Source organism: Methylobacterium sp. Leaf89, assembly GCF_001422215.1.
In the GTDB taxonomy this organism is placed as follows: Bacteria; Pseudomonadota; Alphaproteobacteria; order Rhizobiales; family Beijerinckiaceae; genus Methylobacterium.
This window is the reverse complement of record NZ_LMML01000029.1, coordinates 723,835-748,379: the sequence shown is the minus strand read 5'-3', so window position 1 is coordinate 748,379 and position 24,545 is coordinate 723,835. Positions and strand designations below refer to the sequence as shown.

The 24,545-nt window shown below is 59.3% G+C and carries 24 protein-coding genes; 6 read left to right on the top strand and 18 right to left on the bottom strand.

The window, feature by feature from the left end; genetic code table 11:
• Positions 1-13: 13 nt before the first annotated feature.
• The 15 genes from ASF18_RS18850 to ASF18_RS18785 form a co-directional block, all read right to left on the bottom strand.
• The gene (locus ASF18_RS18850) at positions 14-616 is read right to left on the bottom strand and encodes a hypothetical protein (RefSeq protein WP_056353979.1); all 603 of its coding nucleotides are present in this window, start codon (positions 614-616) and stop codon (positions 14-16) included.
• 1 nt (position 617) lies between these two features.
• Positions 618-2,912, bottom strand: coding sequence for a hypothetical protein (locus ASF18_RS18845; protein WP_244472751.1), 2,295 nt, complete (start codon positions 2,910-2,912; stop codon positions 618-620).
• A 61-nt stretch (positions 2,913-2,973) separates the two neighbouring features.
• Positions 2,974-5,907, bottom strand: coding sequence for a phage tail tip lysozyme (locus ASF18_RS23930; RefSeq protein ID WP_156649988.1), 2,934 nt, complete (start codon positions 5,905-5,907; stop codon positions 2,974-2,976).
• Between the two features lie 31 nt (positions 5,908-5,938).
• Complete coding sequence (locus tag ASF18_RS23925) at positions 5,939-7,615, bottom strand: hypothetical protein (RefSeq protein WP_156649986.1); 1,677 nt, start codon at positions 7,613-7,615, stop codon at positions 5,939-5,941.
• A 12-nt stretch (positions 7,616-7,627) separates the two neighbouring features.
• Complete coding sequence (locus ASF18_RS18830) at positions 7,628-9,670, bottom strand: hypothetical protein (RefSeq protein ID WP_156649984.1); 2,043 nt, start codon at positions 9,668-9,670, stop codon at positions 7,628-7,630.
• Positions 9,671-9,672: 2 nt separating this feature from the next.
• Positions 9,673-10,080 (bottom strand): hypothetical protein, encoded by a 408-nt coding sequence (locus tag ASF18_RS23920; RefSeq protein ID WP_156649982.1) that lies wholly within the window; start codon positions 10,078-10,080, stop codon positions 9,673-9,675.
• The gene (locus ASF18_RS23915; protein ID WP_156649980.1) at positions 10,077-10,376 is read right to left on the bottom strand and encodes a hypothetical protein; all 300 of its coding nucleotides are present in this window, start codon (positions 10,374-10,376) and stop codon (positions 10,077-10,079) included. The genes ASF18_RS23920 and ASF18_RS23915 overlap by 4 nt, the downstream gene beginning before the upstream one ends.
• Positions 10,377-10,384: 8 nt before the next feature.
• Positions 10,385-11,887: a hypothetical protein gene (locus tag ASF18_RS18820; RefSeq protein WP_056353959.1), complete on the bottom strand. Its 1,503-nt coding sequence runs from the start codon at positions 11,885-11,887 to the stop codon at positions 10,385-10,387.
• Positions 11,884-12,471, bottom strand: a complete 588-nt coding sequence (locus ASF18_RS18815) for a hypothetical protein (protein WP_056353956.1) — start codon at positions 12,469-12,471, stop codon at positions 11,884-11,886. The genes ASF18_RS18820 and ASF18_RS18815 overlap by 4 nt, the downstream gene beginning before the upstream one ends.
• Positions 12,472-12,473: 2 nt before the next feature.
• Entirely contained in the window at positions 12,474-12,776 is a 303-nt protein-coding gene (locus tag ASF18_RS18810; protein ID WP_056353953.1) for a hypothetical protein, read from the bottom strand.
• A gap of 74 nt (positions 12,777-12,850) precedes the next feature.
• Positions 12,851-13,777, bottom strand: a complete 927-nt coding sequence (locus tag ASF18_RS18805) for a DUF5309 domain-containing protein (protein ID WP_056353950.1) — start codon at positions 13,775-13,777, stop codon at positions 12,851-12,853.
• A gap of 37 nt (positions 13,778-13,814) precedes the next feature.
• A complete protein-coding gene (locus ASF18_RS23910; RefSeq protein ID WP_156649978.1) occupies positions 13,815-14,807 on the bottom strand; it encodes a hypothetical protein in 993 nt (330 codons plus the stop codon).
• 31 nt (positions 14,808-14,838) lie between these two features.
• On the bottom strand, positions 14,839-15,129 hold the full coding sequence (locus ASF18_RS23905; protein WP_156649976.1) for a hypothetical protein: 291 nt from the start codon (positions 15,127-15,129) through the stop codon (positions 14,839-14,841).
• A 9-nt stretch (positions 15,130-15,138) separates the two neighbouring features.
• Entirely contained in the window at positions 15,139-17,238 is a 2,100-nt protein-coding gene (locus tag ASF18_RS18790) for a hypothetical protein (RefSeq protein ID WP_056353940.1), read from the bottom strand.
• A gap of 38 nt (positions 17,239-17,276) precedes the next feature.
• Positions 17,277-18,665, bottom strand: coding sequence for a hypothetical protein (locus ASF18_RS18785; protein WP_244472750.1), 1,389 nt, complete (start codon positions 18,663-18,665; stop codon positions 17,277-17,279).
• Positions 18,666-18,845: 180 nt separating this feature from the next.
• Between ASF18_RS18785 and ASF18_RS23220 the strand changes: the two genes are divergently transcribed.
• Positions 18,846-20,231, top strand: coding sequence for an SIR2 family protein (locus ASF18_RS23220; protein ID WP_082487720.1), 1,386 nt, complete (start codon positions 18,846-18,848; stop codon positions 20,229-20,231).
• Positions 20,232-20,236: 5 nt separating this feature from the next.
• On the opposite strand, the gene ASF18_RS18780 is transcribed toward ASF18_RS23220, so the two are convergent.
• Both ASF18_RS18780 and ASF18_RS18775 read right to left on the bottom strand, forming a co-directional pair.
• Positions 20,237-21,046, bottom strand: a complete 810-nt coding sequence (locus tag ASF18_RS18780) for a hypothetical protein (protein ID WP_156649974.1) — start codon at positions 21,044-21,046, stop codon at positions 20,237-20,239.
• Positions 21,047-21,153: 107 nt separating this feature from the next.
• The gene (locus ASF18_RS18775; RefSeq protein WP_156649972.1) at positions 21,154-21,546 is read right to left on the bottom strand and encodes a hypothetical protein; all 393 of its coding nucleotides are present in this window, start codon (positions 21,544-21,546) and stop codon (positions 21,154-21,156) included.
• Between the two features lie 142 nt (positions 21,547-21,688).
• On the opposite strand from ASF18_RS18775, the gene ASF18_RS18770 reads away from it, so the two are divergent.
• The 5 genes from ASF18_RS18770 to ASF18_RS18755 all read left to right on the top strand — a co-directional run bounded on the left by ASF18_RS18770 (position 21,689) and on the right by ASF18_RS18755 (position 23,647).
• Positions 21,689-21,958 carry a hypothetical protein gene (locus ASF18_RS18770; RefSeq protein ID WP_056353929.1) on the top strand — a complete coding sequence of 90 codons (270 nt, stop codon included), beginning with the start codon at positions 21,689-21,691 and terminating at the stop codon, positions 21,956-21,958.
• On the top strand, positions 21,948-22,340 hold the full coding sequence (locus ASF18_RS18765) for a DUF5681 domain-containing protein (protein WP_156649970.1): 393 nt from the start codon (positions 21,948-21,950) through the stop codon (positions 22,338-22,340). Before ASF18_RS18770 ends, ASF18_RS18765 begins: the two co-directional genes overlap by 11 nt.
• A gap of 122 nt (positions 22,341-22,462) precedes the next feature.
• On the top strand, positions 22,463-22,624 hold the full coding sequence (locus ASF18_RS23900; RefSeq protein ID WP_156649969.1) for a hypothetical protein: 162 nt from the start codon (positions 22,463-22,465) through the stop codon (positions 22,622-22,624).
• A 76-nt stretch (positions 22,625-22,700) separates the two neighbouring features.
• Positions 22,701-23,021 carry a hypothetical protein gene (locus ASF18_RS18760; protein WP_056353924.1) on the top strand — a complete coding sequence of 107 codons (321 nt, stop codon included), beginning with the start codon at positions 22,701-22,703 and terminating at the stop codon, positions 23,019-23,021.
• A gap of 77 nt (positions 23,022-23,098) precedes the next feature.
• Complete coding sequence (locus ASF18_RS18755; protein ID WP_156649967.1) at positions 23,099-23,647, top strand: hypothetical protein; 549 nt, start codon at positions 23,099-23,101, stop codon at positions 23,645-23,647.
• A gap of 199 nt (positions 23,648-23,846) precedes the next feature.
• Here the strand turns inward: ASF18_RS18755 and ASF18_RS23215 are convergent, their stop codons facing one another.
• A complete protein-coding gene (locus ASF18_RS23215; RefSeq protein ID WP_082487800.1) occupies positions 23,847-24,536 on the bottom strand; it encodes a recombinase family protein in 690 nt (229 codons plus the stop codon).
• Positions 24,537-24,545 lie beyond the last annotated feature (9 nt).

The window sequence follows — 24,545 nt, the reverse complement described above, 5'->3', positions numbered from 1 at the left end:
ATTTAACTCTGCGTCAATCCGAGGAGCCGGCCAGCAATTGGTCGGCTCTTTGCGTTCCAAACGCCTGCACGAAGCCCGCATAAAGTTCCGCGAATAGTGGGTCCGCGTGGTCCAGATACTGCGCCTCCGCGTAAATCTTCTGCTTGCGCGTGGTCTGCTGGCTCAGCACCTGATCGATGATGTCGGCCTCTGCGTCGGTGGCCCTCACCCAGATGTCCTTTTTGTAGGTGATCACGGGTGCTGCTGGCAGCACGATATCCGAGAACGTGTCCCCTACGGGATCGTACACCTTGTTGGCGAACACGTTATGAGGCTTTTCGCCTTCCCAACCCTGAACCTCGATGAGCCTCTGGTTCTGAGGGAACATCTTCTGGATGTTTTCGAGCGCAAACACGCCCTGTGTGATGAGACCGAGGTTGGTGGGCAGGCAGGCAATCATCACGCTGCCCGGCTGGAATGTGCCCTCGGCACGGCTGTACTCGTACCAATCCACGCCATCACTCTCGCGCTTGCAGAAGATGGTGCCTGCTGGCACCAGAGGAAAACCCTCTGGGCTCAGCGTTGCTTCCTTTGTGTACGGCACCCAATTGCCGTGATCCACGATAGTATAAGTCATATTATGCGTACCCCACTGTGTACCAATTTCCGTAACTGTCCTGCTTCTGAATGTACCTCCAGCGTGCACCCGCGACGTGCGAGCCAAGTCCACCCTGACCAATCCAGTTCATTGTGGTGACACATGCGCCACCATAGGGTTCGGCGAAGTTGAGCGCACCGTCGTTCCATGTCGAGTTCAGATCGCCCGCATAGGCCATGCGAATGTCGTTGAGTGGGTTGAGCCAACTGCGAGTGACGATACGTTCGAGGTCGCTGCTGTCCACCTGAGCGCGCAGAGCAGTACCATCCCAGCCCAGGTAAACCGTGTTGCCCTGCTGGTATGCACCACCGCCTTGGCGAACCGGGGTGAAGCCGAGGTTGGCTTGACGAGTGTTGGCGTAGGCAGAAGCGCGGTTGTTGATGTGGTCGGTTAGCCAGACGCCACCCCAAGCGGATGCGGCGATGTTGCCGTCCGTTGCCATGTACACATCGAATTTCTGCAAGCCGTCCTGCGCGAAGTAGAGGTAACCATTCTCGCGAACATGCAGGTCCCAAATCTTCACACCCGGATAGTGCAGTCGAAGGTTCGGGTAAGCCTTCTGGAGTTGCAGATCACCAGTCATCGTGTCGCCGGTCTTGGCAACACGCTCATTAGCAAAGGCGGAAGCCCTGCCTTCGATGCGGTTGTTTAGGTCGCCCAACTGACGGGTCTGCACCTCGCCGCTGGGACCGATGAAAATGTTCCAGTTGTTGGCTGTGTAATCCCACAGATACATGCCGCCGTTCTCACGAACCTGCCATGCAAGGTCGCGCACACCCGGGTAGAGGTAGCGGGTCATCGGGTAGGTCTTGGTGATCTGTAGATCACCCGTCATGGTGTCGCCTGTCTTGGCAACGCGATAACCAGCCCTGTCGTTGGCGAAGTCTGCTGCGCGGGTCTCGATGCGGGTGTTGAGATCACCGAACTGCTTCGTCCAGACACTGCCGTTGTCATCGACGCGGAAAATCCAGTCGCCTCCCTTGCCGAGGAAGCCGATGAGGTTGCTGTTGTTGTGAATGAAGCGCGTGCCTTCATCGGTATCGCGCATCTCGATGAAGGAGTTGGTCTGGCCCTCACCAACGATGACGCGACCGTTGGCGCGCACTGCGCCCGTGGCATGCACATCACCAGCCGCTTCGACGCCACCCTGGAAAATCTGCAACGTGCCGTCGTCGTTGAGGCCCATGTATTTGTAGTTCGGGCCTGCGCCTGCACGGAAACGGATGTTGTTGCTTCCGCCGTCCGAATAAAAGTAGGCCTCGCTGCTGCTGGGCCAGATTCCGTTGAATCGCACCTGAGCGTTCAGCGATGCCTTACTGTCCGGGGTGAAATTGCCGCTGTGCCACACTCCGTAACTGCCGCCAGCACCGGGCTGGATGAAGAGGTTGCCACCGCCACCAGCGATCCAGTTGCCGCCATCGTAACCGAAGCGGGTGCTTGCACCCATCTTGAGGAACGCCTGATTGCCGTCCTGTAGGCCGCGCACACCGATGGTGTTGGCCACATCGACATCACCCATCGCGGCGTCATTGCCAATCTGGAGGCTGTTGCCGGTTCCGTTCTCACTCACCACTACGCGGTTGAACGACACGTTGGCGTTGAGGCTGGCCTTGAGGTCAGGATTGAAGTTGCCGGTGGTGTAGATGATGCCGCCCTGTCCGCTCTTGAGGTAGAAATCCTCAATGGCTCCATCACTGGGCCTGCGCGAACGGAACAGCCAGTCATTGCCACCATTTACATTGCGGCTGCTGTAGATGTTCTTGCTGCGGTATGTGGTTGCGGGTGCGCCCGTGTCTTCCAGGGTGAGGATGGCATCGCCATCCTTGATGATGCTCACGCTGTCCTTGAAGAACCTGCTGCCCACGCTCTGGTGCAGGAAGTTTGCGCCATCGCAAACCACCGTAACCACCTGACCGAGCACGATTTCGCCTGCGCTCAGCGCGGTGCCATCCGCGCGCAGGATGCTGCGGCTGCCAAGGCCGTTGATGTTGATTGTTGCAGCGCCCGTGTTGGTGGCGTTGGCGAAGAAGCGATAAACCTCGCCCTTCACATAGCCCTCGGGCACCTGCGGGTAGGTGAGCACGTAAGCGTTTGCCGATCCCGTGCTCGATACCATGGCGTTGCTGCGGTCAAACGAGCGCTTGGTAGCGCCCATGAGCGCACGAACCACGCCGCCGACCTGAGATGGCAGAATGCCGCTGGGAAAGCCGCTGGGAGCGGGTTGAGTATTGCTGCTGTCTGCTTCGCTCCAACTGGAGTTAGTTAGATCTGCCATCTTTCACCGTTTCTTGTTATTGTTGGAGGCTCGCGTATTTATCGTGATTCCTCGGATTTGATTATTTCTTCTTCTTCTCGTCTGCTTGAGCGATGTTACGCGCGAGGTTGGCCACTGCTTCACGCTCTGTGGCTGCCAGTCCCGGTGTTGCAGCGTAGTCCATGAGAGCCTGTACGCTCCGAGCAACACCACCGCGCTGCACCTGAGCGCGCGGCAGTCCCGCCACGATGCTCACCACCGTGGGACTGGTGAGGAGGAAGTCTGCTGCCTTGGTGGCCACGCCACCGGCAGCGGCTGTTGCGATGTTGCCCAGTGCCAGCGCGGCTTTGCCGGTCATTGCTGCACCACCGATAGCGCCGATACCGGCCAGTCCAGCCTTCACCGTCTCGATGTTGCTGGTGTTGCTACCGTTCACGCTCTTTCCGTAATTGCGCATGTTGCCAGCGATACGTGCCAAGCGGTCTAGGTCAGCGCGGTAGGCTTCGTTGGCCGTGCCATCGAACAGCGCTGCCTTGGCCTCCGTGCTCAGGCCGTTCCAGCCCTTGAGGAACTGGGTGCTCGAAAACCCGTCGCCCTTGGGGTTGCCCAAGCGCTCCACCGTGGCAGCGGTGAACTGGTCCCAGGCTTCGTTGCCCTGGCCCTGAACAATCTGCCGGCGAGCAGCAGCGATCCTGCTACCACCCTTCTCGCTGTTCTTGAGCATGTTCGTAAGCACGTCCTCGTCCACCTTAGCGGTGAGCACAGGTGCAAGGTTTTCCTTGACGTTGGTGGGGCTGCCCTTGGCTACACCGGCCCGGTAAGCCGCATCTGCCTCGCTCCAGGCGGTGCGAGCGCCGTTGCCGGCTGCATCCGCTGTGGCACCCATCTCCGTGGTGAGGGCGTCGTACATGCGGCCAAGATAGCCCTGCTCAGCATGGTTGGTGCTGGCATGCTGCATCTTGCCCACTTCGGTACGGGCACGCTTGATGGTGTCGAAGGTGGCACCGTTGCCAATGTCCTCGTTGATCGCGCGCACCCGGCGCATGGCCGCGCCCAATTCACCCCCATAAGTCTCGCGACCAAACGCGCTGATGTTGGCGTGCTCCTGGGCCAGTTCGAAGCCGAGGTTGGCCATGCTGTTGCCTGGCACGGGGGTGTTGCCGGTGAGTGCACCTACTGCGCCATACTGTTGGTTGGCTGCCTGCTGGAAACGGGTTTCAGCATCGCCGGCTGCGCCCTTGAGCGCATTGCCTACCTCCTGAGCCGTGCCCGGTGTGGCCTGAGGATTGGTGCTGCTGGCGATGCCACTGACGATGCGGTCATTCTCCGCTGCCATGCGCTCGGCCGCGTTGGTGCCTGCCTTGCCCAACTGACCGCCTAGCACCGGCACGGCACTCACGCCGCGCTCCACGTACTGGGTGGGAGCATTGCCGGTGACCATGCCCACGGTGGGCTCCATGCCGATAGCGCGCATGTCCGTTACGGCTGCGGCTGCTTCTGGCGTACCGAAACCTAGGCTGCGTCCGGCGTACTTGGCACCACCGATGAGGGCACGACCCGCACCCTCACCAACCGCGTTGGCACCTGCGGTGATCGCCGCATCCGACAACTGCTCGCCTGTGCTTCGGGTGTCGTTGTTGCCGTACCACCAGTTGATACCGCGCTGAGCCGCCTCGCGCGCGGCAGTACCACCAGCGGCGGCACCGGCCATGGCACCCGCTGGCACTGCAACGGGAGCACCTGGGCCAGCCGCAGCACCTGCAAAGGCACCGCCAGCAGCACCGAGACCACCGCCGATCATTTCGGCGAACATGGGCGCAGCGCCTGCGATATCACCCAGCGATGGCATCCAGCCTGGGTTGTTGTACTTCTGCCATTCGCCCTTTTCGTTCTGGTACTGGAAGTTGTCTCCCTGGTAGGGCGTTGCCGTGGGATAGTGCTTGCGCAGCGCGGCCAACTGATCCTCTGGCTTGCTCAGCGCATCCACCTCGAATCGCACGCTGGGCGGAGCCTCAGCCTTGTCGTTCCACTTGAACTCGGGTGCCGCAGCGGGCTTGGACTGGGGTGAGGTGTTCTGCACGGGAGTGGCCAGCGCACCGAATGGATTGGCGGCCTCACTAGTCGCGGGCGGTGCAGCCTGGGCGGGTGCAGCATCTTGCACCGGAGTGGCGAGGGCACCGAATGGATTGCCCTGGCTACCGGGGGTGCTGCCGATCACCTGTGCGGTCTGCACTGGCGCAGCCACGGGCGCGATGGGTGCAGCAGGAGCCACGGGTGAAGCCGGGATGGCACCACCGAGGGCACGCATGGTGAGTGCGTCGGCCTGGGCCTTGTCCGCGCTGGCCAACTGCACAGGGGCTGCCTGGGCTTCGCTCTTTGCGGGACCTCCGAGGGCGATCATGCCGCCCAGTGCATCCGGGGGCAGACCGAAGTTGCCAGCGCTCTGGGTGATCTGCTGAACCGATGGAGCGGGACCAGCAGCGGAGCCACGACTACGGGGCGGCTCGCCTACAGGAGCCTGCGCGTTCTGCGCGGTGATCGCCGCGATCTGCTCGGGGCTAATCGTTCCCATCTGACCGGCGAAGCGGATGCCATCACCCAGTCGAGCACGAGCCACCGCGTTGGCGTTGGCAGGAACCTCGTACTGCTTGGTCCAGATGTCGTTACCCGCTCGCACGTCATCGCCAGCGTTCAGCAGCGCCTTGAGCACATGCTTGTGGCTGCCGTTGAGTTCGTTGCCAATGTGGCTGATCTGAGCGCGCGGGTCATTCCACGACGTGCCCATGCTCTCAGCAGTGCGACGCAGGGCCGTTGCTCGACCCTGGTTCCACTGCCCCATGCCGATGCTGTCGCTGCCGTCGCGACCATCACCGGGGTTGATCGCGTTGGGGTTCAGTTTCTCGCCACTCTCACCAATCATTGAGCCCACCGCACCCGCAGCAGTACCGGGTGCAACACCAAGTTCTAGGAACTTGTTGTAGAGCATGAGTGCGTTGGGGCTGATGTTCTTAGCCATTCTTGGTGTGGCCTTTCGTTTTTCTTATTAGTTAGTTCTTCTGGAAAACCTGTCCGTTATACTCGAACCGGTCACCCGGCTTGAGTGCGGCAAAGCCGGGATCGTTGGGGCTGCTGAACTTGGGCACGCCACCAGCACGCGGTGCGGCGGGCGCACCAGCCGGTGCAGCGGGAGCACCACCCAGGGCCGGTGCACGAGCAGCGGCAGCAGCGGCGTTCTGCTCACGTTCGATTTCAGCCGGGCTCTTCCACGGGCTGTGCAGTTCGGCGAGGTCCGGCACCACCATGGTGGGATCGATGCCACCGATTTTGCCAGCAAGAGCACGCTGGTTATCGCGCTGCTTCTCGTAGGTCTTGCGCTGATCCTGATACTTGCCGTCCATGTTCTTCAGGATCTTTTCCTTGTTCTCGGGGCTCATGCCACCGCCGGTAAGGGCCTGATTGATGGCACTGATCATGCCCTCTGGCATGCTCTGCGTCTTAGCGCTCAGCGTTGCGACTTCGTTCTGGCTAACAACAGAGCCTGGATCGTTGAGTTTGTACCAGTCCAACACCAACTGAGCCGTACCAAGGCCGCTGTTGTCCTTGTAAGCACGGTCAAAGCCTGCACGGATGTTGCTGGCAGCGAGGAACTTCTTGTTATACTCGTTGGCGTTCCAAGTGTTGTTCATGTCCTTGGCGCGGTCATCGAAGGTCTTCTTGTCGCCACTCTGATCCTTGGCGGCCTGCTCCTTCATGCGCAGTTCGCTTTCGTTGTTCTGCAACAGCAACTTCGTGGGCAGTTCACCCGCGCTCTTGGCTGCGCTCTCGGCCTGAGCAATCTGACCCTTGCCAGCGGCATAGCCGGGCATGGGAACCGTGTTGCCATCGGCACCGAGGAACAGGCCCTGGCTCACAGCCTGCTTCTCCCAAGCCAGCGCTGCTTCGCTGTGCTGCTTGGCCACGTCATCGTAGCCAGCCGCACGAGCCTGCCGAGCCACCTGGTTGTGCTGGGCAATGCGGGCCGTGATCTGAGCGCCAACGTCTCCCGCATTGGCCTGGGGTGCTGCTGGGCCTGCCTGGGCCACAGGAGCCTGCACAGGGGCCGCAGGGGCAACCGGAGCACCGGGAGCAGCCTGGGGCGGCCTTGGCCCTGCTGGGGCAGCCTGGGCGGGCTGTGCAGCCGGGGGCCTGATATCCATGGGTGCGCCGGGAGCGGCGGGTGTAGGAGCCTGACCGGGAGCACCAGCGGGAGCACCGAGCGCAGGCCCACTAGGAGTGGGCGCACCAGGGGTGGTGTTGATCGCGGTGCTGCCAGCGCCGTTGGGGTTCACAGTGCCGTTGAAGGCCGCACGGGCAGCGGCCTGCTGCTGAGCCTGCTGCGCCTGAATCTGATGCAGCGCGGTGTTCGCGCCCATGTTGCCGATTTGGGCCTTGAGGTACTGACGCTTGAGCGCATCATCCTGCGTGCCGCCGTAACTCTTGGAAAACGACTGCATGCCCTCGCCCAGCGCGCCGAGGAAGTTGTTGGGGGTGTAAGAGGGTCCACCTGCCTTCATCATGCTGCCGCCCAGCGCGATGAGGCCCTGGCCCAGTCGGCTGCGCTTTTCGGGGTCATTGAGACCCAGCATGCTGAGGAAGCCGCCCTGATCGCCACCAGCAGTGGGTGCAGCAGGTGCAGCGCCGTTGCCAGCGCCACCGCCCATTCCGAGAAAGTCGAGAAGTCCCATAGTATGCTCCCGTTACTTGGCCATGAGGCCAGCAATGGAGCCGATTGCTCCCGTAGCCTGCGCCATGTTGTTGGTGTAGATCGGCTTGGTCTGAGTGCCGCTGGTGTTGTTGAAGTTGCCGCCGTTGAGGATGTTGGCCTGATTGATGAGGCCGGTCCAAACAGCGTTCTGCTGGGCGTTCCACTTGTTAATGTCGTCCTGCAGGAAGGCACCATCACGGGCCTGCTGCGCCTGACCCACACCCAACAGGGCCTGACTGTCGGCGTAGTCGTTCGCGCGTAGTCCCGGAGCCATACCCGCTGCCTGCAACTGCTGAGCAACCTGCGCGTTCTGTGCGCTGGTCTGACCATTCGCAGCGTTCAACTGGAGACCAGCATTGCTGAGTTGGTTGGCAAAGTCCTGGTTGGCCAAGTTGGCACCAGTGTTCATTGCACCAATCTGGTTGGTGGTGTCGTACTTGTAGAGGTCGCTCAACTGGTTGAGGTAGCCCAGGTTGCTGCTCTGCTGAGCCACGGCCTGATTACCCAACTGGCCAGCAGCAGCCAGACGCTGGCTCTGCTCCATGTTGCTGATGTTGCCGTAGTTCTGGTTGGCAGCGATGGCGTTCTTGGTGGCGCTATCCGAGAAGTTGCCAAGGCCGGTCATTGCCGCGAGGCGCTGAGCCTGCTGCTGACTGTCGATGTTGGCCACGTTCTGGCTGGCATTGATGGCGTTCTTGGCGATGGCATCCGAGGTGTTGCCCATGCCGGTGATCGCCGCGAGCCGCTGAGCCTGCTGGTTGCTGTCGATGTTCGCCGCGTTCTGGTTGGCCGCGATGGCGTTCTTGGTGGCCGCATCGCTGGTGCTGCTGAGACCGGTGAGCGCGCTGAGGCGTGCTGCCTGCTGAGCCTGATCCGTGCTGCTGAGGCTGTTGAGCGCATTCTGTACGTTGCCAACGTTCTGCTGGTACAGGTTGCCAATAGCGTTCTGCGCATTCAACTGGTTGGTGCGCTCGCTGTTGTAGTTGTTGTACATCATGTTGCCGCTGTTGGTGGCCATTGCTTTGGCAGTGGCTTCCTCAGCGGTGTTGCGCAGGCTGGCGTAAGCACCGGAACCCAGTCGTCCAGCCTTGGCCATGGTGCTATCCACACCCGGCGCGATGCTGTTGTTGAACTGATCCACGAACGTCTGGTTGCTGTTCTTGATAGCCTGATCGATATAGGGGTTGCTGTTGAGGTAATCGCCATTGGCTGTGCTCTGGAGCATGCTGCCCGCAGGGTTGCCGTTGTTGGCGAGGTACGACGCAAAAGCCTGCTGAGCCGGAAGCGCGCTGTTGTTGTAGCCGGTGGCACCCTGGAAGCCTGCAAGCGCCGGGTTGTTGCCAGCAGTGCCCGCGAGACCACGAGCCTGATCCAGGCTGCCGTTGGTGTAGCCGCTGGCACCCTGGAACGCCGCAAGCGCTGGGTTGGTGCTGGCCAGCGAAGCCGCATCCTTGGCGAGGCCAAGCCCACTATTCGTGTAGCCGGTCTGGCTGCCGAACGCGCCCACAGCGGGGTTGTTACCGGCACTGCCTGCCAGCGCCGCTGCACCGGGTGTTGCGCCGTTGTTCGCACTGAGACCCGCCAGTGCCGTTGCCAGCACTCCGGGGTTGTTCCACTGCGCACCCTGAGCCAGCGCGCCAGTACCACCGAAGCCGTTGGCGAGAGCGCCGTTGGCAACAGCGTTGACCATTCCGGAGTACGGGTTGGCGCTGGGGTTTAGGCCCTGCTGTAGGTTCTCGTAGGTGGTCTTGGGCGTGCCATCGTAGGCACTGCCGGTCATCACACCGTTGGCAACACCCTGGGCGTTGCCGTTGAGCGCACTGCCGTTGCGGGCAATGGCCTCCATGTTGCTGTAGGCGTCCTGGGTGGGCTTGCTCCAGTCGATCACCGTGCTGTTCGGGTACGGGCTGGGGCTGCCGTTCTTGCGAGCAGCCTCCGCATCCGCGTACAGACTAGCGTAGTAGGGCTGAGCGCCACTCCACGGCTCGGTCTTCTGGTTGCTGGTAACAGTTTCGGTTCGTGTCTGGGTTCCCATGCTTAACCTGCAATTCTCTTAATCAAATTCGTGCTCTGAAAATCGTATCCAAGCGGACGCAACGCCCGCTCCCAACCACGACGACCACAGAGGATGATGCTGGTGCAGCCTTGTTCTGCTGCCCACTGCTCAACTACTGGTCCAGCGATGTGCTCGATTTCGTTGAGGTCGCCGCCAGCAAGAAAAATGAACAGGCTCTTGTTGAAGACGTTTTCGTTGATCTGCGTGATGCCCGCGCTGTTCTCGGTGCGCCACAACTGATAGTGGCCCCGGATCAGTTGGCTCAGCAGCAAGGCTTCATTCACTCGCCCATCACCATGCGCCAGCGCCTCCAAGAGGATTTCGCGGCACTCAAGATAATCGGCTAGTAGAGCCTCAAGGCCATCAGCATTGCAAAATTTAACGTTCAAACCGCCACCACGTATCTAAATGTTCTATCCGCTTGCGCGAGGTTCCTGTGCGTGATGGTGAAACTGCCAGGGCCGTAGGCGCTCACATAGCAAGCACCGCTTGCCATCTCTGCTGCCGCTGAGGCGGTTCGTGCACTGAGAGAAACTGCCGCATCAAAGCCAGCCTGCGCCACGGTGACCACGGTAGTTGTGGTGCTAATGGCTAGGGTGACCTCGCCCTTGATATTCATCTTGCGCTCCAGGCGATTGCTCTGGTCAATCACCTGTTTGAGCGTTCCATCCGCACGAGTACTCATGCGTTTATTTACCTGAGGCCCGTGGGAACCGCGTCAATCTCCACGCCCATGGCCTGGCTCCAGCCTCCACTAAGAGTGAGGCGGTAGCGGTGATAGCGAGCATCGCTGCGCAGGGGGCACCAGCCGTTGATGTTGATGGGGCTGCCGTTGCCGTAGTTGGTGTTGGCCTGCGGGGTGACCTTGCCGCTCACCTGCACGCTCACATCGGCTCGGCCGTGCACCTTGGGGCTCACGCCACGAACCAAGGCCCTATCGCCGCGCACGCCCTGGATTTGCTGGGCCAGCATGGCTGCGGTGGGGTATTCGCCGGTCTCGATGGTGGCCAGCATGTTGGCACCCGAGAACGAGTACACCTTGCCGCCCTCATCCATGGCAGCCAGGAACGCACGACCACCACTCCACACGGTGCTATCCAGCGACGCTGGCACAGCCTCGATGCTGCCGTAGCGATCCAGCGCAGCCAGTGTCTCTGGAAGGCTGAGGCTGTTGAACAGGAACTGCACCGTGCTGGTGCCGGTGCTCCATGTGCCGGTGTCGTAGTTGAAGATCAGGAAGTGATCCGGCTTGAGGTCATAACTGTCGATGCTGGCGTACAGCCAGATCACCAGTTTGTTGAGTGGATCAATGCTCACGGTCATGCGGTCGAAACCGGCTTGGTTGCTGTCCGCCTTGAACCAAGCGTCAATCTTGCCTTTGCCGATGGCGTTGAGCCTGTCGTTCTCCATCATGTAGAAGCCATCTTCTCCATAGAAGAAGATTTTGCCGTCTGCGGAAATCACGCTTTGCGGGATCGCACAGCCCTTGTTCTGGTAGATGGTCTTGAATTCAAAGATGGCAGGCGAGCCCACGTAGACCATTTTCACGATCTGGCTCTTGAGCAGGATGGTGCCTTCTTCGCCACCGATCACCGCCTGCACGGGTCCACCGCCCAAGATGTCCTGAAAGTCAGCCTGCGTGGTGGCGCTGAAATTCCAGTCCATGGGATTGCCGATGGCGCTCCAACGAACGCGATAGGGCACAGCCCCGTCGAAGGCATCGAAGGTGTTACCCACCAGCACGAAGTCGCGCAGCGTGGTCACGTATCGGGCCTTCACCAGCGTGGTGAGGTCCCCGAACCGGGTGCCCTTGGTGGCATCGATGTACTGGGGGTTGTCGCTGTAGTTGGTGCCCACAACGAGACCGTAGGCCTCGGTGAAGCGCCAGCCCTCGATTTCTGCCGTGGTGTAGCCGCTGGCCCTGCTGATGTCGGTCCAGTTCTGCGTGCCGGGGTCCAGCGTGAACAGTTTGGTGCGCGCAGCCGCGTAGACGTGGGCGTTGCGGCCATTGTCGAGCAGCGAGATAGCCGCGTAGGGGCGGCTGGGCAGCGTGGTGGGCGAGTACTGCTGCGGGCTGGGGAATGGCTTGTAGAAGGCACCACTACCGGGGATCACGTTGTGGGCGCGCGTCACGCCTGGATTGTTGAGCGCGGGCTGGTCAGGAAGCCACTCACCGAATGGCACGTTGAGGCTCATGTGAACCTCCGTGTCTGGAGCGTGCTTCCGCTGAACGAGCCGCGTGCGTGGTCCGTGTTGAGGTTGCCCAGAGCAGCCGCGAGTAGTGTGCCGTAGGCAGCCTGCTTGTCCTGGTCCTGTGCCCAGATGGCGTATTCCAGCAGCACCCCGTAGAGGTACACATCGGGGAAGGTGCTCAGCAGCCAGTTGGTGGGTGCAGCCTCGGTGAGCGCAGGCACACGGGCGTAGTAGGTGAGGCCCACGGTGATGTCCGCAGCCGGGCGGCTCTGGAGCCGAACCGTGTTGCCCACGATGGCATAGCGGTCGGTGTCGCCGGGCTCCGCGTTGAGGCTGTCGATGCTGGCCAGGGTGAGAGGCCGGTGATTCAGTTTTAGTGAGCGGCCTTCTTGGAAGTCCACGGGCAGCGGGAACGATGCCACGTCCTTGGCAACAGGGATTTCCGTGTAGCGCTCAGCCAGCCGGTGCTTGATCGTGCTGGCGAACTTGGCTTCCGTGAGCGCGATCAGGGTGTTGAGGGGCAGATCGCTACGGGTGGTGTAGTCGGCAAGCGCAGCCTTGAGTTCGAGAATGTTCGCCAGGGCCATGCTTACACCTTGAGGTTATTGGTGCGCAGGTGCTGGAAATCGCTGCTGTTAATGCGGCGCCGGAAGGCTGCATCGTCATCGAGGATGCCTTGCTTCTGCCAGTCCCAGTACATACCCGTGGGGATGCTGGCCACTTGCACCATCTCGCCAAGTTTGCTGGTGCGGCTGAAATCCGTCTGCTTGGCCTTGTTGGCATCCAGTACGGCATCAATCTTCCATTCGGTCTCGATGATCAGATTTTCGCCATCACGAATGAACCAAACGCGCTTATCGGGAGCATCCTCCCACAAAACTTTCTCCGCCACGCAATCACCTAAAATATAATTCGTATGAAAAAGGGGAGAGCCCAAACGAGCCCTCCCCCAGCACCCACTATTTATTAGGGCTGCACGTCAGCAATCTTGGCGTTGCCCAGTTCGTTCTTGCTCTCCAGGGTCCACTCGGTGAGGATGGCCTTGCGGTCAGCATCGGTGGTCTTGGCAAGGTCTTCGGTCTTCATCGCGCGCAGGGTAGCGATGGCCCAGAGGCTGGGGTCGAAGAGGATCACAGTGCGCGAACGCATGTAGCGGTGCGGGATGATCTCGTGACGACCGAAGTCGCTCACGTACACGTCCACACCAGCAGTCACGGTCTGGTCCTTGGCCTGCTGGAACTTGGTGGCGTTGCCGGTGAAGCCCGAGATGGCCTGCTTGAGCGCGGGGCCAGCAATGACCTTCTTGACGTCACCGCCGTTGGTCCATGCAGTGGCAATCACGCCCTTGAACATGGCCTCGGTGAGGGTACGTAGAGTGCCATCGGTGGGAGCAGCAACAGTGCCGCTCACGTAACCGGGTGTTGCACCGCCGGTACCAGCGCTCACGTTGGTGCTGATCCAACTCTCGATGCCTGCGCTCTTACGCACGGGACCGCTAGCGCTGGGGTTGTTGCCAACCAGCGAGGTCTCGATGTCACGCTTGAGTTCCATGCCAGCCTTGGCAACCTGACGACCAAACTCGTTGTTGGTGCCAGCGGTATTCACGGCCTGGAGCGTGCCAGAGACGTTGATCACCTTCTGGCTGATCTGGGTGTAGTTGCCCAGGCGCACGGGAGTGGTCATTGCGGTGTCAACGAACTCAGCGCCCTCGGCCACTGCGTTGTTGCCGTTGGCAGCATTCAGGGTCTCGGTGAGGAATTCGTGGCGGGTGTTCGTGGCCTTCTTCTTCTCCAGAAGGCTGTACACCGGAGTCTCCTCGGGGGAGATGTTGTTGATGACGTTTGCGAGGTCTTCACGAACGTGAACGACCGAGTTGGTAACGAGAGTGGCCATTTGCTGGCTCCTTATTATTGGGCTCTCTTCTTCTTTGTTAGAGTAGCCTGCTGATGATGCTTGCAGCGTCTTCGACACTGCCGGTTCGCTTGAGACGCGACATCTGCTTTGCGTGCTCGGCGTGGGCTACAGTGGCCTTGCCAGTGGTTACACCAGGCTTAGCCAGCGGAGGCTTGCTTGCCACACTCTGGATGGTCTTGCCTTCCTGAGCCTTCATCTTGCGAAAGCGCATTGCATCGTACATGATGCTGAAAAGTCTTGCGTCAGTTACGCCCTGCAACAGTTCTTCGGGCAAACCCACCTCGTTAACGGCGAAGTTGACCAATTCTGCGCTGGCTGGACTGACCTTGCCATCGTTTGTGCGGGCAAACTCTGGGTGCAACTGCACCAAGTTTGTGTATGCCTCTGCCTGTGCCTGAGCGATGGCTGCCTGCTTGTTGGCTTGGGCGGCCTGCTCATGCTGTGCGCGCAACTGCCTCACTGCCGTGAGATCAGATAGTCGCTTGTTCCACTGCTCCCGCTCGACTGCATATTGTGCCGGGTTGTCCTCGGCCAACTGCACCCAATTGGGTTCCTGTGGGAAGTGGTCACGCAAGTTCTGCTCCACCTGGGAGAGATACTGAGTGGCCTGCGCATTGTATTCGGAACGAATCTGACTTTCGGCGTGCTGGCGCTGCTGTGCCAGTTCCTGGGTCTTGCGCGTGTAGTCCGACTGGCGAAGGTAGCCGCTCTTAAGGTCCTTGACCTTGACGCGCTCTCCATTCACCTCAACCTCGGCATCCTCACTAATCGCGTGGGCTTCGGTTTCTTCGGGCTCTGCATCCTCCTCGGTGTGCTCTGCCTCGTCGGTATCCGCTTCCGGGTGTACCTCAGTGGCGTCTGCATCCTCGTGGGATGGTACTTCAGCCTCAACGGCCTCGTTTACAGCATCAGCAGCATCGTCGTTACCGAACAGTGCAGTGATCTGGCTTGCTGCGTCATGCAGCGAAAGACTTGCAGTTCCCTCAGCGGGATTGTTGCTGTCTGACATCGATTACCTCGATTGTTGTTGTTAGTTCTATTTATTGCGTGAGGCCGAAAATGCCTCGCTTACGTGCCTCGACAAGGGTTTCCAGAGCGCGCTTGTCGATTTCACCGCTGGCGATGGTGCGGCCAACAAACTCATCAATCTTCGTGAGCAGTCCCAGCATGAGGTAGATGCGCTCACGGGTGGCGGCATCACCGGCTGCGGTCTTGGGGAACGCATCCATGAGCGCTTCGCGTACTTTGTCCCAGGGCTCACGAAATGCCGGCTCGCTGTGATACTGCTTGTAGACTTCGGCTCTGCGAATTGATGCTTCTTTGTCTTCCATGGGCTCTCCTTAGTTCTGGTTCGGGATCTGCGGCTGTGCGTTCTGCTTGGTGACAATCTGAAGTCCCTTGAGTTGCGTTTCCACGCCAACCTCTTCGCGACGCATCGCCATCTCTTGTTCGAATTTATACTTCTCAAGTTCCATCTTGGCCGCGAACTGCTCACGCTGCATCTGGAGGTTCATTTCCATCTGCTGCTGCTTGAGTTGCATTTCCATCTGCATCTTCTGCACTTCCATCTGCATCTTGGCCTGCTCGGCCTGCACAGCGGGATCGGGCTTGTCCGGTGGCGGCGCGCCCGCACCTGGACCCTGCTTGGCGGGGTTGTTCCAGAAGCGCTCAGCGTTCTTGAAGCCGCTGTATTCCGTGAGCAGAGCCAGCGTGTTGTAGATTTTGCCCATGTCGGTCATGGGCGTGCCCAACTTCATGGCCTCCATCTGCTGGGTGAGGATGTTGCTCAGCGCAGCCTGCTTCTGAGGCTTGTCCGTGATGCCAAAGGTGATGTTGGCCTTGATGTCGAGGTCCGGGTTCCACTGGTCAGTGCCATAGGGAACCCAGTTGCCGCGCAGTTTGAGGGTGAGAGCCTGAGTGTCCGCCATGTTGGCGATGAGCAGGCTGGTCACCATGCGGAACAGGTAGCGGTAGCCAGTTTCTGCAAATAGGCGCGCGATCATCTCCACGCGCAGTTGGCTCATGGTCTGACGCTGGCTGCTGGCCGTAGCCGTGGTGTTCTGCAACTGCGTGGGGTCCACACCCATGAGGTTGGGACCCACTCCAGTGCGGTGCTCCACGCTCTGGTTGATCAGGTCGATCATGCCAAAGGCCTGCCCGCCCACGAACGGAGTGGTGATGGTGCTGAGAGCGTCCTTGTCCTTGACCCTGATGATGCTGTCCGGTCCAGCATTCAGCAGGTCGTCGATGTTGACACCTTCCACGTCCGCGATGCGCTGAGGGCGCAGCACCTGAGTGAGGTTGTCGTTGATGCCTCGCATGAACTGGCTCTTGAGGCGCTGGTCCTTGCCAACCAGATCGCCTGTGCTCATGCCGTTGAGGGTGTTGGGCATCATGTACGGCACGAATGGCGCGAACGGAGCCAGTGCCACTTCCTCGTGGCCCAGCAGCACCGCGCCGCTGCTTGGACCTCCACCAATAGTGAGGCGCACCAACTCGCGAACGCCGTCGCCGTTGATGTCCATGCGCATGAACAACTCGTAGAGGTCTACTTCGTCCTCTACGTCGTTGGTGCCGTCGGTGTGGCCCTGGTCCCGGTTGCGCTCCTGCGCGTACTCGCTGGTGTCACCGCCGCTGATCGGGATGCGGTTCACCTTCTCGGCTTCGTAGCCCATCTCCAACAGTTCAGCGCGCGGTAGGGTGCGCTTGTAGCCCTGGAGGTCCGCTGCAATGCCACCGGTCTGGTAGTCGAAATGAGCGTCCTTGCTGACGATGAAGTCCTCGGGTGGCAGCACGCTTAGGCGCACTTTGCTGTCGGTTTTGCTCTCGCGCACCTTGAGGTCGCGCATCTCCATGCCGGGGATCATTTCCATGCCGGGGATGGGATAAGGCTCGCCAGCCTCTAGAATTTCGTGATCTTCGCTGTTCTCCAACTCCACCGCTTGGTGGTTGGGAACGCCCTGGAGCACCTGTGCGGGCTTGAACTTCTTCTCTTTGTAGTATTCCGCTGTGACGATGCCGAGACCGCCGATAAGACCGTTCTTGATCCAATCGTGCATGGTCTTAGTGAAGGCATTGCCCTGGTTAAGCACGAAGTTCACAACGTCGGTCTGCTGCTCGGCCAGCGCCTCGTCCTCGGGACCGGCTGGCGAGTACTCAACTACCTTCTCCTGGCCATCAAACAGCGCCATGAGGTTTGCCAGCGTCCACTCCACATTCACGAACGTGTCGTCCGTGACATATCGGCTGCGTGCAACAATCTGCTCGTCGCCTGCAAACTGATCGCGATTGTACAGTTGAAGGCCAGTCACGCGCTTCTGTTCGATCTCACCTGAGGTGAAATTCTGCGCGTGCTGAACGCCCTTGCTTACGCGATTGAGGATGTCCTGCTCACTAAGCGCCTTAGTTGCGGCTGGCTTCTTGGTGTTTTCCTCTTCCATCCGTGCCTTTCGTGTGCGGTTTTCCCGCATCTTGCTCGTTAGATAATGTTGTACCCACGATTGATCGTGATGGGCTTGTTCCAAGCGTATTTACCGTAATGAGTATTGCGGGCATCACTTGCGAAGGTGAGGCAAAGAGCGTCCGCGAGATCGGGGCTCTTGCGCCCAGCCTTGCGAATGTCCTTCTTGCTCTGAACCTTGTGCTTGAGGCCCTGAAACTCATACGAGGGCAGGCACAGTTCTCGGATCAACTCGGGGTGATTCGGAATGCTCACATTGCCGGTCTCGAACCACTCGCGCGCCTTGAACCAAAGTTCGTCGCGCAGGCTCATGTACCGCTCCGCATCGCGAGCCTTGTTGCTCACGATGACCTCTTTCACGGGCAGGCCCATGGTGCGCAGCAGGCCAGCGATGCCGTGACCCACGCCGATGCCATCCACGCAGATTTCCGTGGGCTGCTCGGCCTTGGGGGTGCGGTCGAATTCCTCGCGCACTCGGGCTGCAAGTTGCTCGGGCAGCATGGTGCCGTACACGATGGGATCACCCATCATGAGGTTGTCCTGGCGCTTAATCAGCACGCTCCGGTCCTTGCCGGTGCCGCTGGGATCAAAGCCCCACACCACGGGGTATTTGGGGGTGGGCACCACATCGCGCTCAATGGCTTCCACCACGATGTCACGCGGGATTACGCCGTCTTCGTCCTCCAGCGGGAACTCACCCAGCGCTTTGACGCGGTACTCGTTGGTGCCGATGCCGCCGAAAGAGGCTGTGATCGCCGCTAGATCATCCGGCTTGATGTTGGGGTTGTCGGTGAGTTTGCCGTGAACCCGCGTCCATCCCACGCTGATGTCCGGGTGTTCCCAGGTGTCGAAGAAGAAGCCGCTCGTTTTGGATGGGTTGCTGATGATGCACAGTTTGGGATTGCGGTCGGTGAAGATGTTCTTCAACTCCGCGAATACCGGATCGGGCACACCAGTGGCTTCGTCAACGAACACGAAGTTGTTGACTTGGTGGATACCACGAGCAGTTTCGATGTTGTCTTTGTTGGCTAGGCGCGTTTCCGCAAATGCACCCGTGGGGTTGTCGCGGCGATACAGTTTGGTGGCCGTGTAATCGAGGTTGTCTTTGAGAAACGGAGGCAACTTCACGAAGAGGTTGCCCACCTCTTTCCAGATACCTGCTTTGATCTGATCCTCGCTGGGACCAAAGATGGTCACCTGCACGTCGTTATGCGTGAGCAGCGCCCAGTGGATCAGCACTGCCATCGAGAACGTCTTGCCGAAGCCGATGCCGCCTCGGAACGTGATGCGCTTGTTGGCTTGGTACTTGGTGACGAACTCCACCTGCTTGGGGGTGAGCGTGGTGCCAAAAGCCTGCTGAGCGAAGAATGGAATGTCTTTGTGGAACTGCGCAAACAGCAGTGCCAAGTCGTTGTCTGACGCCATGAAATACCGGAGTTTGTAGAACTCCAGTATTTATGCTTTAGGCCCTGTACTCGCCCTTATGGGATGCACTGTGCAGAACCAAAACCTCGGCTGTGCGAGAGGCTTCGTCGTATGATAGGAATTACCACTAGGATGCTGCGATCATACGCGCGGGGATGAGCAATGAGTGAGGAAGCCGCTAAGCCGAGCCGCTATGATCGCTACGTCGACGAGATATCCGAGGACATTGCGGAAACGGTCCAAGAGTTTGGCTGCCAACCGATCCTCTTCGTTGGCTCCGGGCTCTCACGACGCTATTTTGGAGCGCCAAGTTGGGACGAGTTGCTTGCGAGACTAGCGCACGATTGCTCAAAGATTACGAAGAACGTAGCCTTTTATAAGCAATCTTTCGGTCAATCGCCCGTGATCGGCGAAGAGTTCGCGAAGTTCTTTCAGGACTGGGCATGGGAAGATGGAAAGCCTTCGTTTCCGGATGACATGTTTGAAGCCGGTATAGACGCTCAGGCATACATAAAGTTTTGGATCTGCAAGGTCTTGCAGGAGATGACCCCGGCTGAACTCGAAAAGTTCTACGCGTCTGGACACGAGGAAGAAATCAATTCTCTTCGGCAGATCAAGCCACATGCGATTATCACTACCAATTACGACCAAATGCTAGAGGTTGTTTTTCCCGATCATCAGCCAATCATAGGTCAGCAGATACTCAAAGGCGCTTCGGTGACCGTCGGTGAGATCTTCAAAGTACACGGCTGCGTTTCCGACTATAACAGCCTTGTTTTCACCCAAACTGACTATGACAATTTCTCGAAAAAGAAAAAGTTTTTAAGCGCAAAATTGCTCACGTTCTTCTCTGAGCATCCGCTCATATTCCTTGGTTACAGCGCGAGCGACCCAAACATCAAGGCCATTTTGTCTGATATAGATGAGGCTCTGCCAGAAAAAGGTGGCTTGATACCGAATGTCTATATTTTGGAGTGGAACTCTGCAATTAGCCCGGACAGCAATCCTGCGAGGGAGAAAGTGCTTCCGACCGATGAGGATCGCACGATCCGCGTTAAATTGATCGAAGCCCAAGATTTTAAATGGGTATTTGACGCCTTCGCAGCAAATCCTGCTCTGAACCATGTTAACCCACGGGTACTGCGAGCGCTGGTTGCGCGGTCTTATGACTTGGTTCGCCACGACATTCCTAAGATGAAGGTAGAAGCCGACTTTAAGATGCTCACAGAAGCCGTCGACAGTTCCAACAGTTTCGCGAAACTCTTTGGCATTGCAAACATAAGCAAATACACAGCGGCATCTGCTACCCATCCTTTTAGCGCTACTCAGGTGGGCGTCAAACTCGGTTCTAAGACGTGGCATATAACAAATCAGATGATTGATCGTCTTCAGTGGATTACAAAGAAAAAGAGCATACGGTCATACGATAACCGGTATCATATATGCGACAAACTGAATACCTCTGAGAACCATAGGTATAGCCAGGAAGCGGTTGATCTATTGCTCCGAGTTCGTGATGGTCAGGATTTTGCGTTGAAAGAAGATTGAAGCGGTCATTGAGCCGGCTTGTTCTGCAACTCCGTGATGTTGCGCAGTGCTTCTTGGATCACGCGCTCAACATCATCCTCAGTTTCCGTGATGGCGTGACGGCTGAGCCAATCCGCAGCCAGCGAGCCCGTGGGTAGCCCCTGCGGGCTCACCTGTCCGCACGCGATTTTCATGTCAGTGCCATTCTTCTCGAAGCGGCTGCGCAGGTAGGCACCCTTGATGTCCTCAAGGTGCCACGTGCCGCATGCGCCATCCCGATCCCGCTCAGGAAACATCTTGATCTGCAATTCCGTGCTGAGGCTGGCAGGCATCGCCTGCGCGCCCGCGATGTCGTAGTCCACACCCGGCTTGGGATACACGCACACCGCGCTCACGAAGCGCCACGGGATGGGATTGCCCTGGGTGGCTGCACCCTCTCCGGTGTAGCGGAAGTACACCATGCGATGCGCGCTGATGCGCTTGCCCACGGCCTCCACGAGGCTACAAACTTCGTCCTCGCGCTTGATCTCCTTGCGGGCCTTGTGCGCCTGCTGCTCAAGCGCAGCCTGCGACGTGGGCACGTTGGACACCACGAACTTGCGGAAGTCCGCGCTCTGGTAGGTGGCATATCCGGTTCCGGCCACGCCAGCGAGCAGGCTCACTAGTAGCGCGCTGACCGGATAGCGGGAGAACACGCTCACCACGCTGCCAAAGGCGTTGGCGATGGCTCCTGGATCCTTGTAGGGCTCGGGCTTGCTGGCCTTGCGTGGAGCCCGCTTGGCGGGGGCAGGGTTCTGCGGGGTAGCCTCAGGGCCGGTGAATTCGTTGTCGTCCACCGGCGGTTCTCCCAATGTGGTGTTGCCGCGTATTTACCGAACGGTACGATTCCGGACACGAAAAAGGCCCCCTTGCGGGGGCCATGATCCCAAATAGTTGCAATGGCTTAGGAAGATTTTTTGGTCTTGCGAGTGCCCTGCATGCGCTCGCTGCGGGCGCGGCTGTTGGCGATGATCTGAGCCCTCAGGGGCTCGCTGGCCTCGATGACCTGCCGAGCCATGCCCAGCCGCTCCATGACCTCATCGAGGTTGGCAGCAGCAAACCACTGATGATCCCCGAACCGGAGGCCTTCGCGCCCGATCTTGAGCCGGTAGCCGCCGCCATCGCGCTTGAACCAAGCCACGCGGGCGTTGGCCTCTTTGCCCTCCTTGGCGTCCTTGGCCAGCGCAATCTGCCGGTCGATCTTGCGGAAGAACACGCTGACGGGATCGCGATCCGTGCTGTTGCTGGTGGGGGCAGCGAAAGTAAGAAACTGATCCATGAGCGACTTCGTAGCCATCTGTGCTTCTCCATGTGCGCCGTGCGCGCCACTCGTTCTGGCTACAGCCGTGCGCCGCAGGATCAACCGAAGACTGCCAAACCGCTCTATTCTGTTCAATACGTGTAAATACCTACAAAGCCACAAGCCGAGTAGGAGCACCATGGCAACAATCATTCGCGTAAAGATCGCCAACGGGCACAAGCCGCAGGTGGACGCCATCGTGGAAGCCAACCCCGGCACCACACCGGATCAAGCAGCCCAGCAGTGGGTGGCACAGCGGTACGGCGACTGGATCACCGCCAACCTCACAGAGGCATTCTCATTCCGAAACGTGGGAGTTGCCCAGTTCGATGTGATGTTTTCGAGCCCTGATCACGCCAGGGCATTCCGAGAGGCCATTGGTGGCCAGGAGGTTGCCGATGGCGCGTAAGCAGAACGAGCCCGAAGCGTGCAAGGCCCGAGGTTTCCAGAAGGGAAACAGCGGCAATCCCAAGGGCCGACCACCCGTGATCCGCGAGGTTCAGGAACTGGCCAGGGACCTCACTCCGCAACTAGTGAGCAATCTCTTCGACATCGCCATGGACCCCAACACCAATGGCAGCGCGCGAGTGCAGGCCAGCGTGGCGCTGCTGGATCGTGGCTGGGGCAGGCCCAAGCAATCCGTTGACGTGAAGGTGGATCACAATGCCAGCGGCATCGCGGACGCCATCAACGCCATGCAGCGGCGCATGGTGGAGATGAACCAGCAGCAGGCCACGAACATCATCGAGGGCGAAGTCATCCCAGAAATGGTTGAGGAACGGTTAAAATAACCGGAAATAGAAAGGCTTCTTTTCGCCGCGACGGCGCGCCGCATTATGCTTTCGGTAACTGCGTCCCCACATTGTGTACTTTCATACAGAGCGGAAAATCTTCCGGCTCATGGAAGGGTGAGATGATTACCCCCACTGGCTACGTGCCGCCTCGCGGTACCCAATTGGATGGTGTGGTTGAAGGCGTGGCGCGCGAACTGGCCAAGGCTTTGCCACTGCGCCCTGAACCCGCATCAACCGCACTGCTACTGAAACGCATGGCCAAGAAGCAGGGGCAATCGTAGGCGAAGCCTGCGCGAAAAATCCCCGCTGTTTGTGACAGTGCGTTGGGGTAAGCCTCCGTTCAAACGGAGCCCCACGATGAAGACCAGCATCACGCATTACCGGCCGCAGAACCCCAAGCGCAGCGGCGCCTTGGAGCACCGGTTCATTGCTGCCGGCCCCGAGGTGGCGACGATTGCCAAATGGCTGAGGGACAACAACGCTCACGGTGAGTGGCGCATGGACCCGCATGCGCAAACGCTGATCAGCGGCACCTCACAGGCACCGGAGCCGGATGAGCCCCTGCGGTTCAAATTCGAGATACACGAGAGCGCCACGGACAAAGAAGCCGCGCGGCGCACCACGAGCCACATCGCCACGCTCAAGATGAGCAACGCTGGGGTGCTGGACCTCAAGTAGAACAAGAAATAGGCTTCGTGTCTCCGTCAAACGCCATTTTATGGAATTGAACGAATTAGCACCGAGGAGCCGCGATTTTGGATGAATGGCCCGATGAACTGAAAGGCATGTTCCGGCGTCAGCAGGAAATATGGCTGCTGATGAGCCAGTTGCAGAATGAAGTCGGCAAACTCGTCATTATGAACAGCGACATTGAAAACAAACTGCACCTGTTCTTCATGACGCTGACAGCCCCCACAGATGATGCTAACGCGCTCAAAGTTTTGAAAGATCAGCAATCCTCGGAGAAGAAGATCAACCTCATCGATCTGCTCGTGCAGATGCAGTGCACGGAGGAAGAAAAGGCAACATGGAACGAGGTGCATACCGTACTGAATGAAAGCCGGATGATGCGCAACCTCGTAGCCCATCAGAGCGCCTGGATCTCAGAAGATGATGCGGACGAAGCGGCCCGAGTGTTTTTGGGCCCTCATTCCATAGCGCCCAGATACAACAAAGAAGCCACGGCACATGAAATCGGCTTGGTGTGCAACAAGTTGATTAAGGGTCGAGCAACACTGTTGAACCTGCTGCGAGATGTGGGTTTGCGCAAAGGCTTGATAGAGGTGCAGGAGCAGCACCCCTAATTCAGAAACCGTATCAAAAGGTTTTTGAGCAACCTCGGCTAGATCACACAGCGGTTCTGGGGGGTGTACCCCCTGGGGTTGTCAGAGCCATGGGTGGATGAAGTGAAGCGAGCCCATAGGATCTAAGCGGCTGGATAGAAGCATGTTCTATCCTGTGGCTTCTGCTTACCCGTGCAGACTAACACCGTGCGCCAGTGGATCAGCCACTAAGGCTGGTGGGATGATAACTTCTCAACGACTGAGTGAGCGCAGCCATCTCCACGTCCGCTAGCCGGTCGAGCAGCCGTTGCACGCTTGTGGGATGCCACTTGGATCCACGACTAGTGGGAACGCCACGAGCGTTGAGCGCCGCGCAGATGTCCCGCACGCTGTACACGCCCTGCAAGCGAAGTTCCTCCAGCGTGGCAGTGAGAGTGCTGGCGTAAGCGTCCGCCCCTGCACGAGCCCGTGCGTTGATTGCTGATGCGTTCGTACCCAAGCGCACGCCCCGTGCCTTTGCCGCTGCCAACGCTGCCCGAGTGCGAGCGCTGATAGCCTCTGCTTCCTGTTCCGCCACCGCTGCCATGATGCGCAGTGTGAACTTGTTGGCCGCTGGGAGATCGCAGGCAACGATATCCACCCGCGCCTTGAGCAGGCCACTGATGAAGTGCACGTCGCGTGCAAGGCGATCCAACTTGGCAATCACCAGCGTGGCCTTGTTAGCCTTCGCGTATGCCAGTGCAGCAGTGAGTTGCGGACGATCCGCTCGCCGGCCGCTCTCCACCTCTGTGAACGATTGAATGGCTGGCACCCCGCAATGCTGGAGTACCGCAGCCTGCTGTGCTTCAAGCCCGAGCCCCGAGGCTCCTTGCTTGGCAGTGCTGACCCTGTAGTAGGCCACGTAACGCATAGTCTGCAC

Bases quoted from the DNA above. Each gene is read 5' to 3' on its own strand.
- ASF18_RS18850 (WP_056353979.1), bottom strand. From the start codon at position 616: ATGACTTATACTATCGTGGATCACGGCAATTGGGTGCCGTACACAAAG.
- ASF18_RS18845 (WP_244472751.1), bottom strand. From the start codon at position 2,912: ATGGCAGATCTAACTAACTCCAGTTGGAGCGAAGCAGACAGCAGCAAT.
- ASF18_RS23930 (WP_156649988.1), bottom strand. From the start codon at position 5,907: ATGGCTAAGAACATCAGCCCCAACGCACTCATGCTCTACAACAAGTTC.
- ASF18_RS23925 (WP_156649986.1), bottom strand. From the start codon at position 7,615: ATGGGACTTCTCGACTTTCTCGGAATGGGCGGTGGCGCTGGCAACGGC.
- ASF18_RS18830 (WP_156649984.1), bottom strand. From the start codon at position 9,670: ATGGGAACCCAGACACGAACCGAAACTGTTACCAGCAACCAGAAGACC.
- ASF18_RS23915 (WP_156649980.1), bottom strand. From the start codon at position 10,376: ATGAGTACTCGTGCGGATGGAACGCTCAAACAGGTGATTGACCAGAGC.
- ASF18_RS18820 (WP_056353959.1), bottom strand. From the start codon at position 11,887: ATGAGCCTCAACGTGCCATTCGGTGAGTGGCTTCCTGACCAGCCCGCG.
- ASF18_RS18815 (WP_056353956.1), bottom strand. From the start codon at position 12,471: ATGGCCCTGGCGAACATTCTCGAACTCAAGGCTGCGCTTGCCGACTAC.
- ASF18_RS18805 (WP_056353950.1), bottom strand. From the start codon at position 13,777: ATGGCCACTCTCGTTACCAACTCGGTCGTTCACGTTCGTGAAGACCTC.
- ASF18_RS23910 (WP_156649978.1), bottom strand. From the start codon at position 14,807: ATGTCAGACAGCAACAATCCCGCTGAGGGAACTGCAAGTCTTTCGCTG.
- ASF18_RS23905 (WP_156649976.1), bottom strand. From the start codon at position 15,129: ATGGAAGACAAAGAAGCATCAATTCGCAGAGCCGAAGTCTACAAGCAG.
- ASF18_RS18790 (WP_056353940.1), bottom strand. From the start codon at position 17,238: ATGGAAGAGGAAAACACCAAGAAGCCAGCCGCAACTAAGGCGCTTAGT.
- ASF18_RS23220 (WP_082487720.1), top strand. From the start codon at position 18,846: ATGAGTGAGGAAGCCGCTAAGCCGAGCCGCTATGATCGCTACGTCGAC.
- ASF18_RS18775 (WP_156649972.1), bottom strand. From the start codon at position 21,546: ATGGCTACGAAGTCGCTCATGGATCAGTTTCTTACTTTCGCTGCCCCC.
- ASF18_RS18770 (WP_056353929.1), top strand. From the start codon at position 21,689: ATGGCAACAATCATTCGCGTAAAGATCGCCAACGGGCACAAGCCGCAG.
- ASF18_RS18765 (WP_156649970.1), top strand. From the start codon at position 21,948: ATGGCGCGTAAGCAGAACGAGCCCGAAGCGTGCAAGGCCCGAGGTTTC.
- ASF18_RS23900 (WP_156649969.1), top strand. From the start codon at position 22,463: ATGATTACCCCCACTGGCTACGTGCCGCCTCGCGGTACCCAATTGGAT.
- ASF18_RS18760 (WP_056353924.1), top strand. From the start codon at position 22,701: ATGAAGACCAGCATCACGCATTACCGGCCGCAGAACCCCAAGCGCAGC.
- ASF18_RS23215 (WP_082487800.1), bottom strand. From the start codon at position 24,536: ATGCGTTACGTGGCCTACTACAGGGTCAGCACTGCCAAGCAAGGAGCC.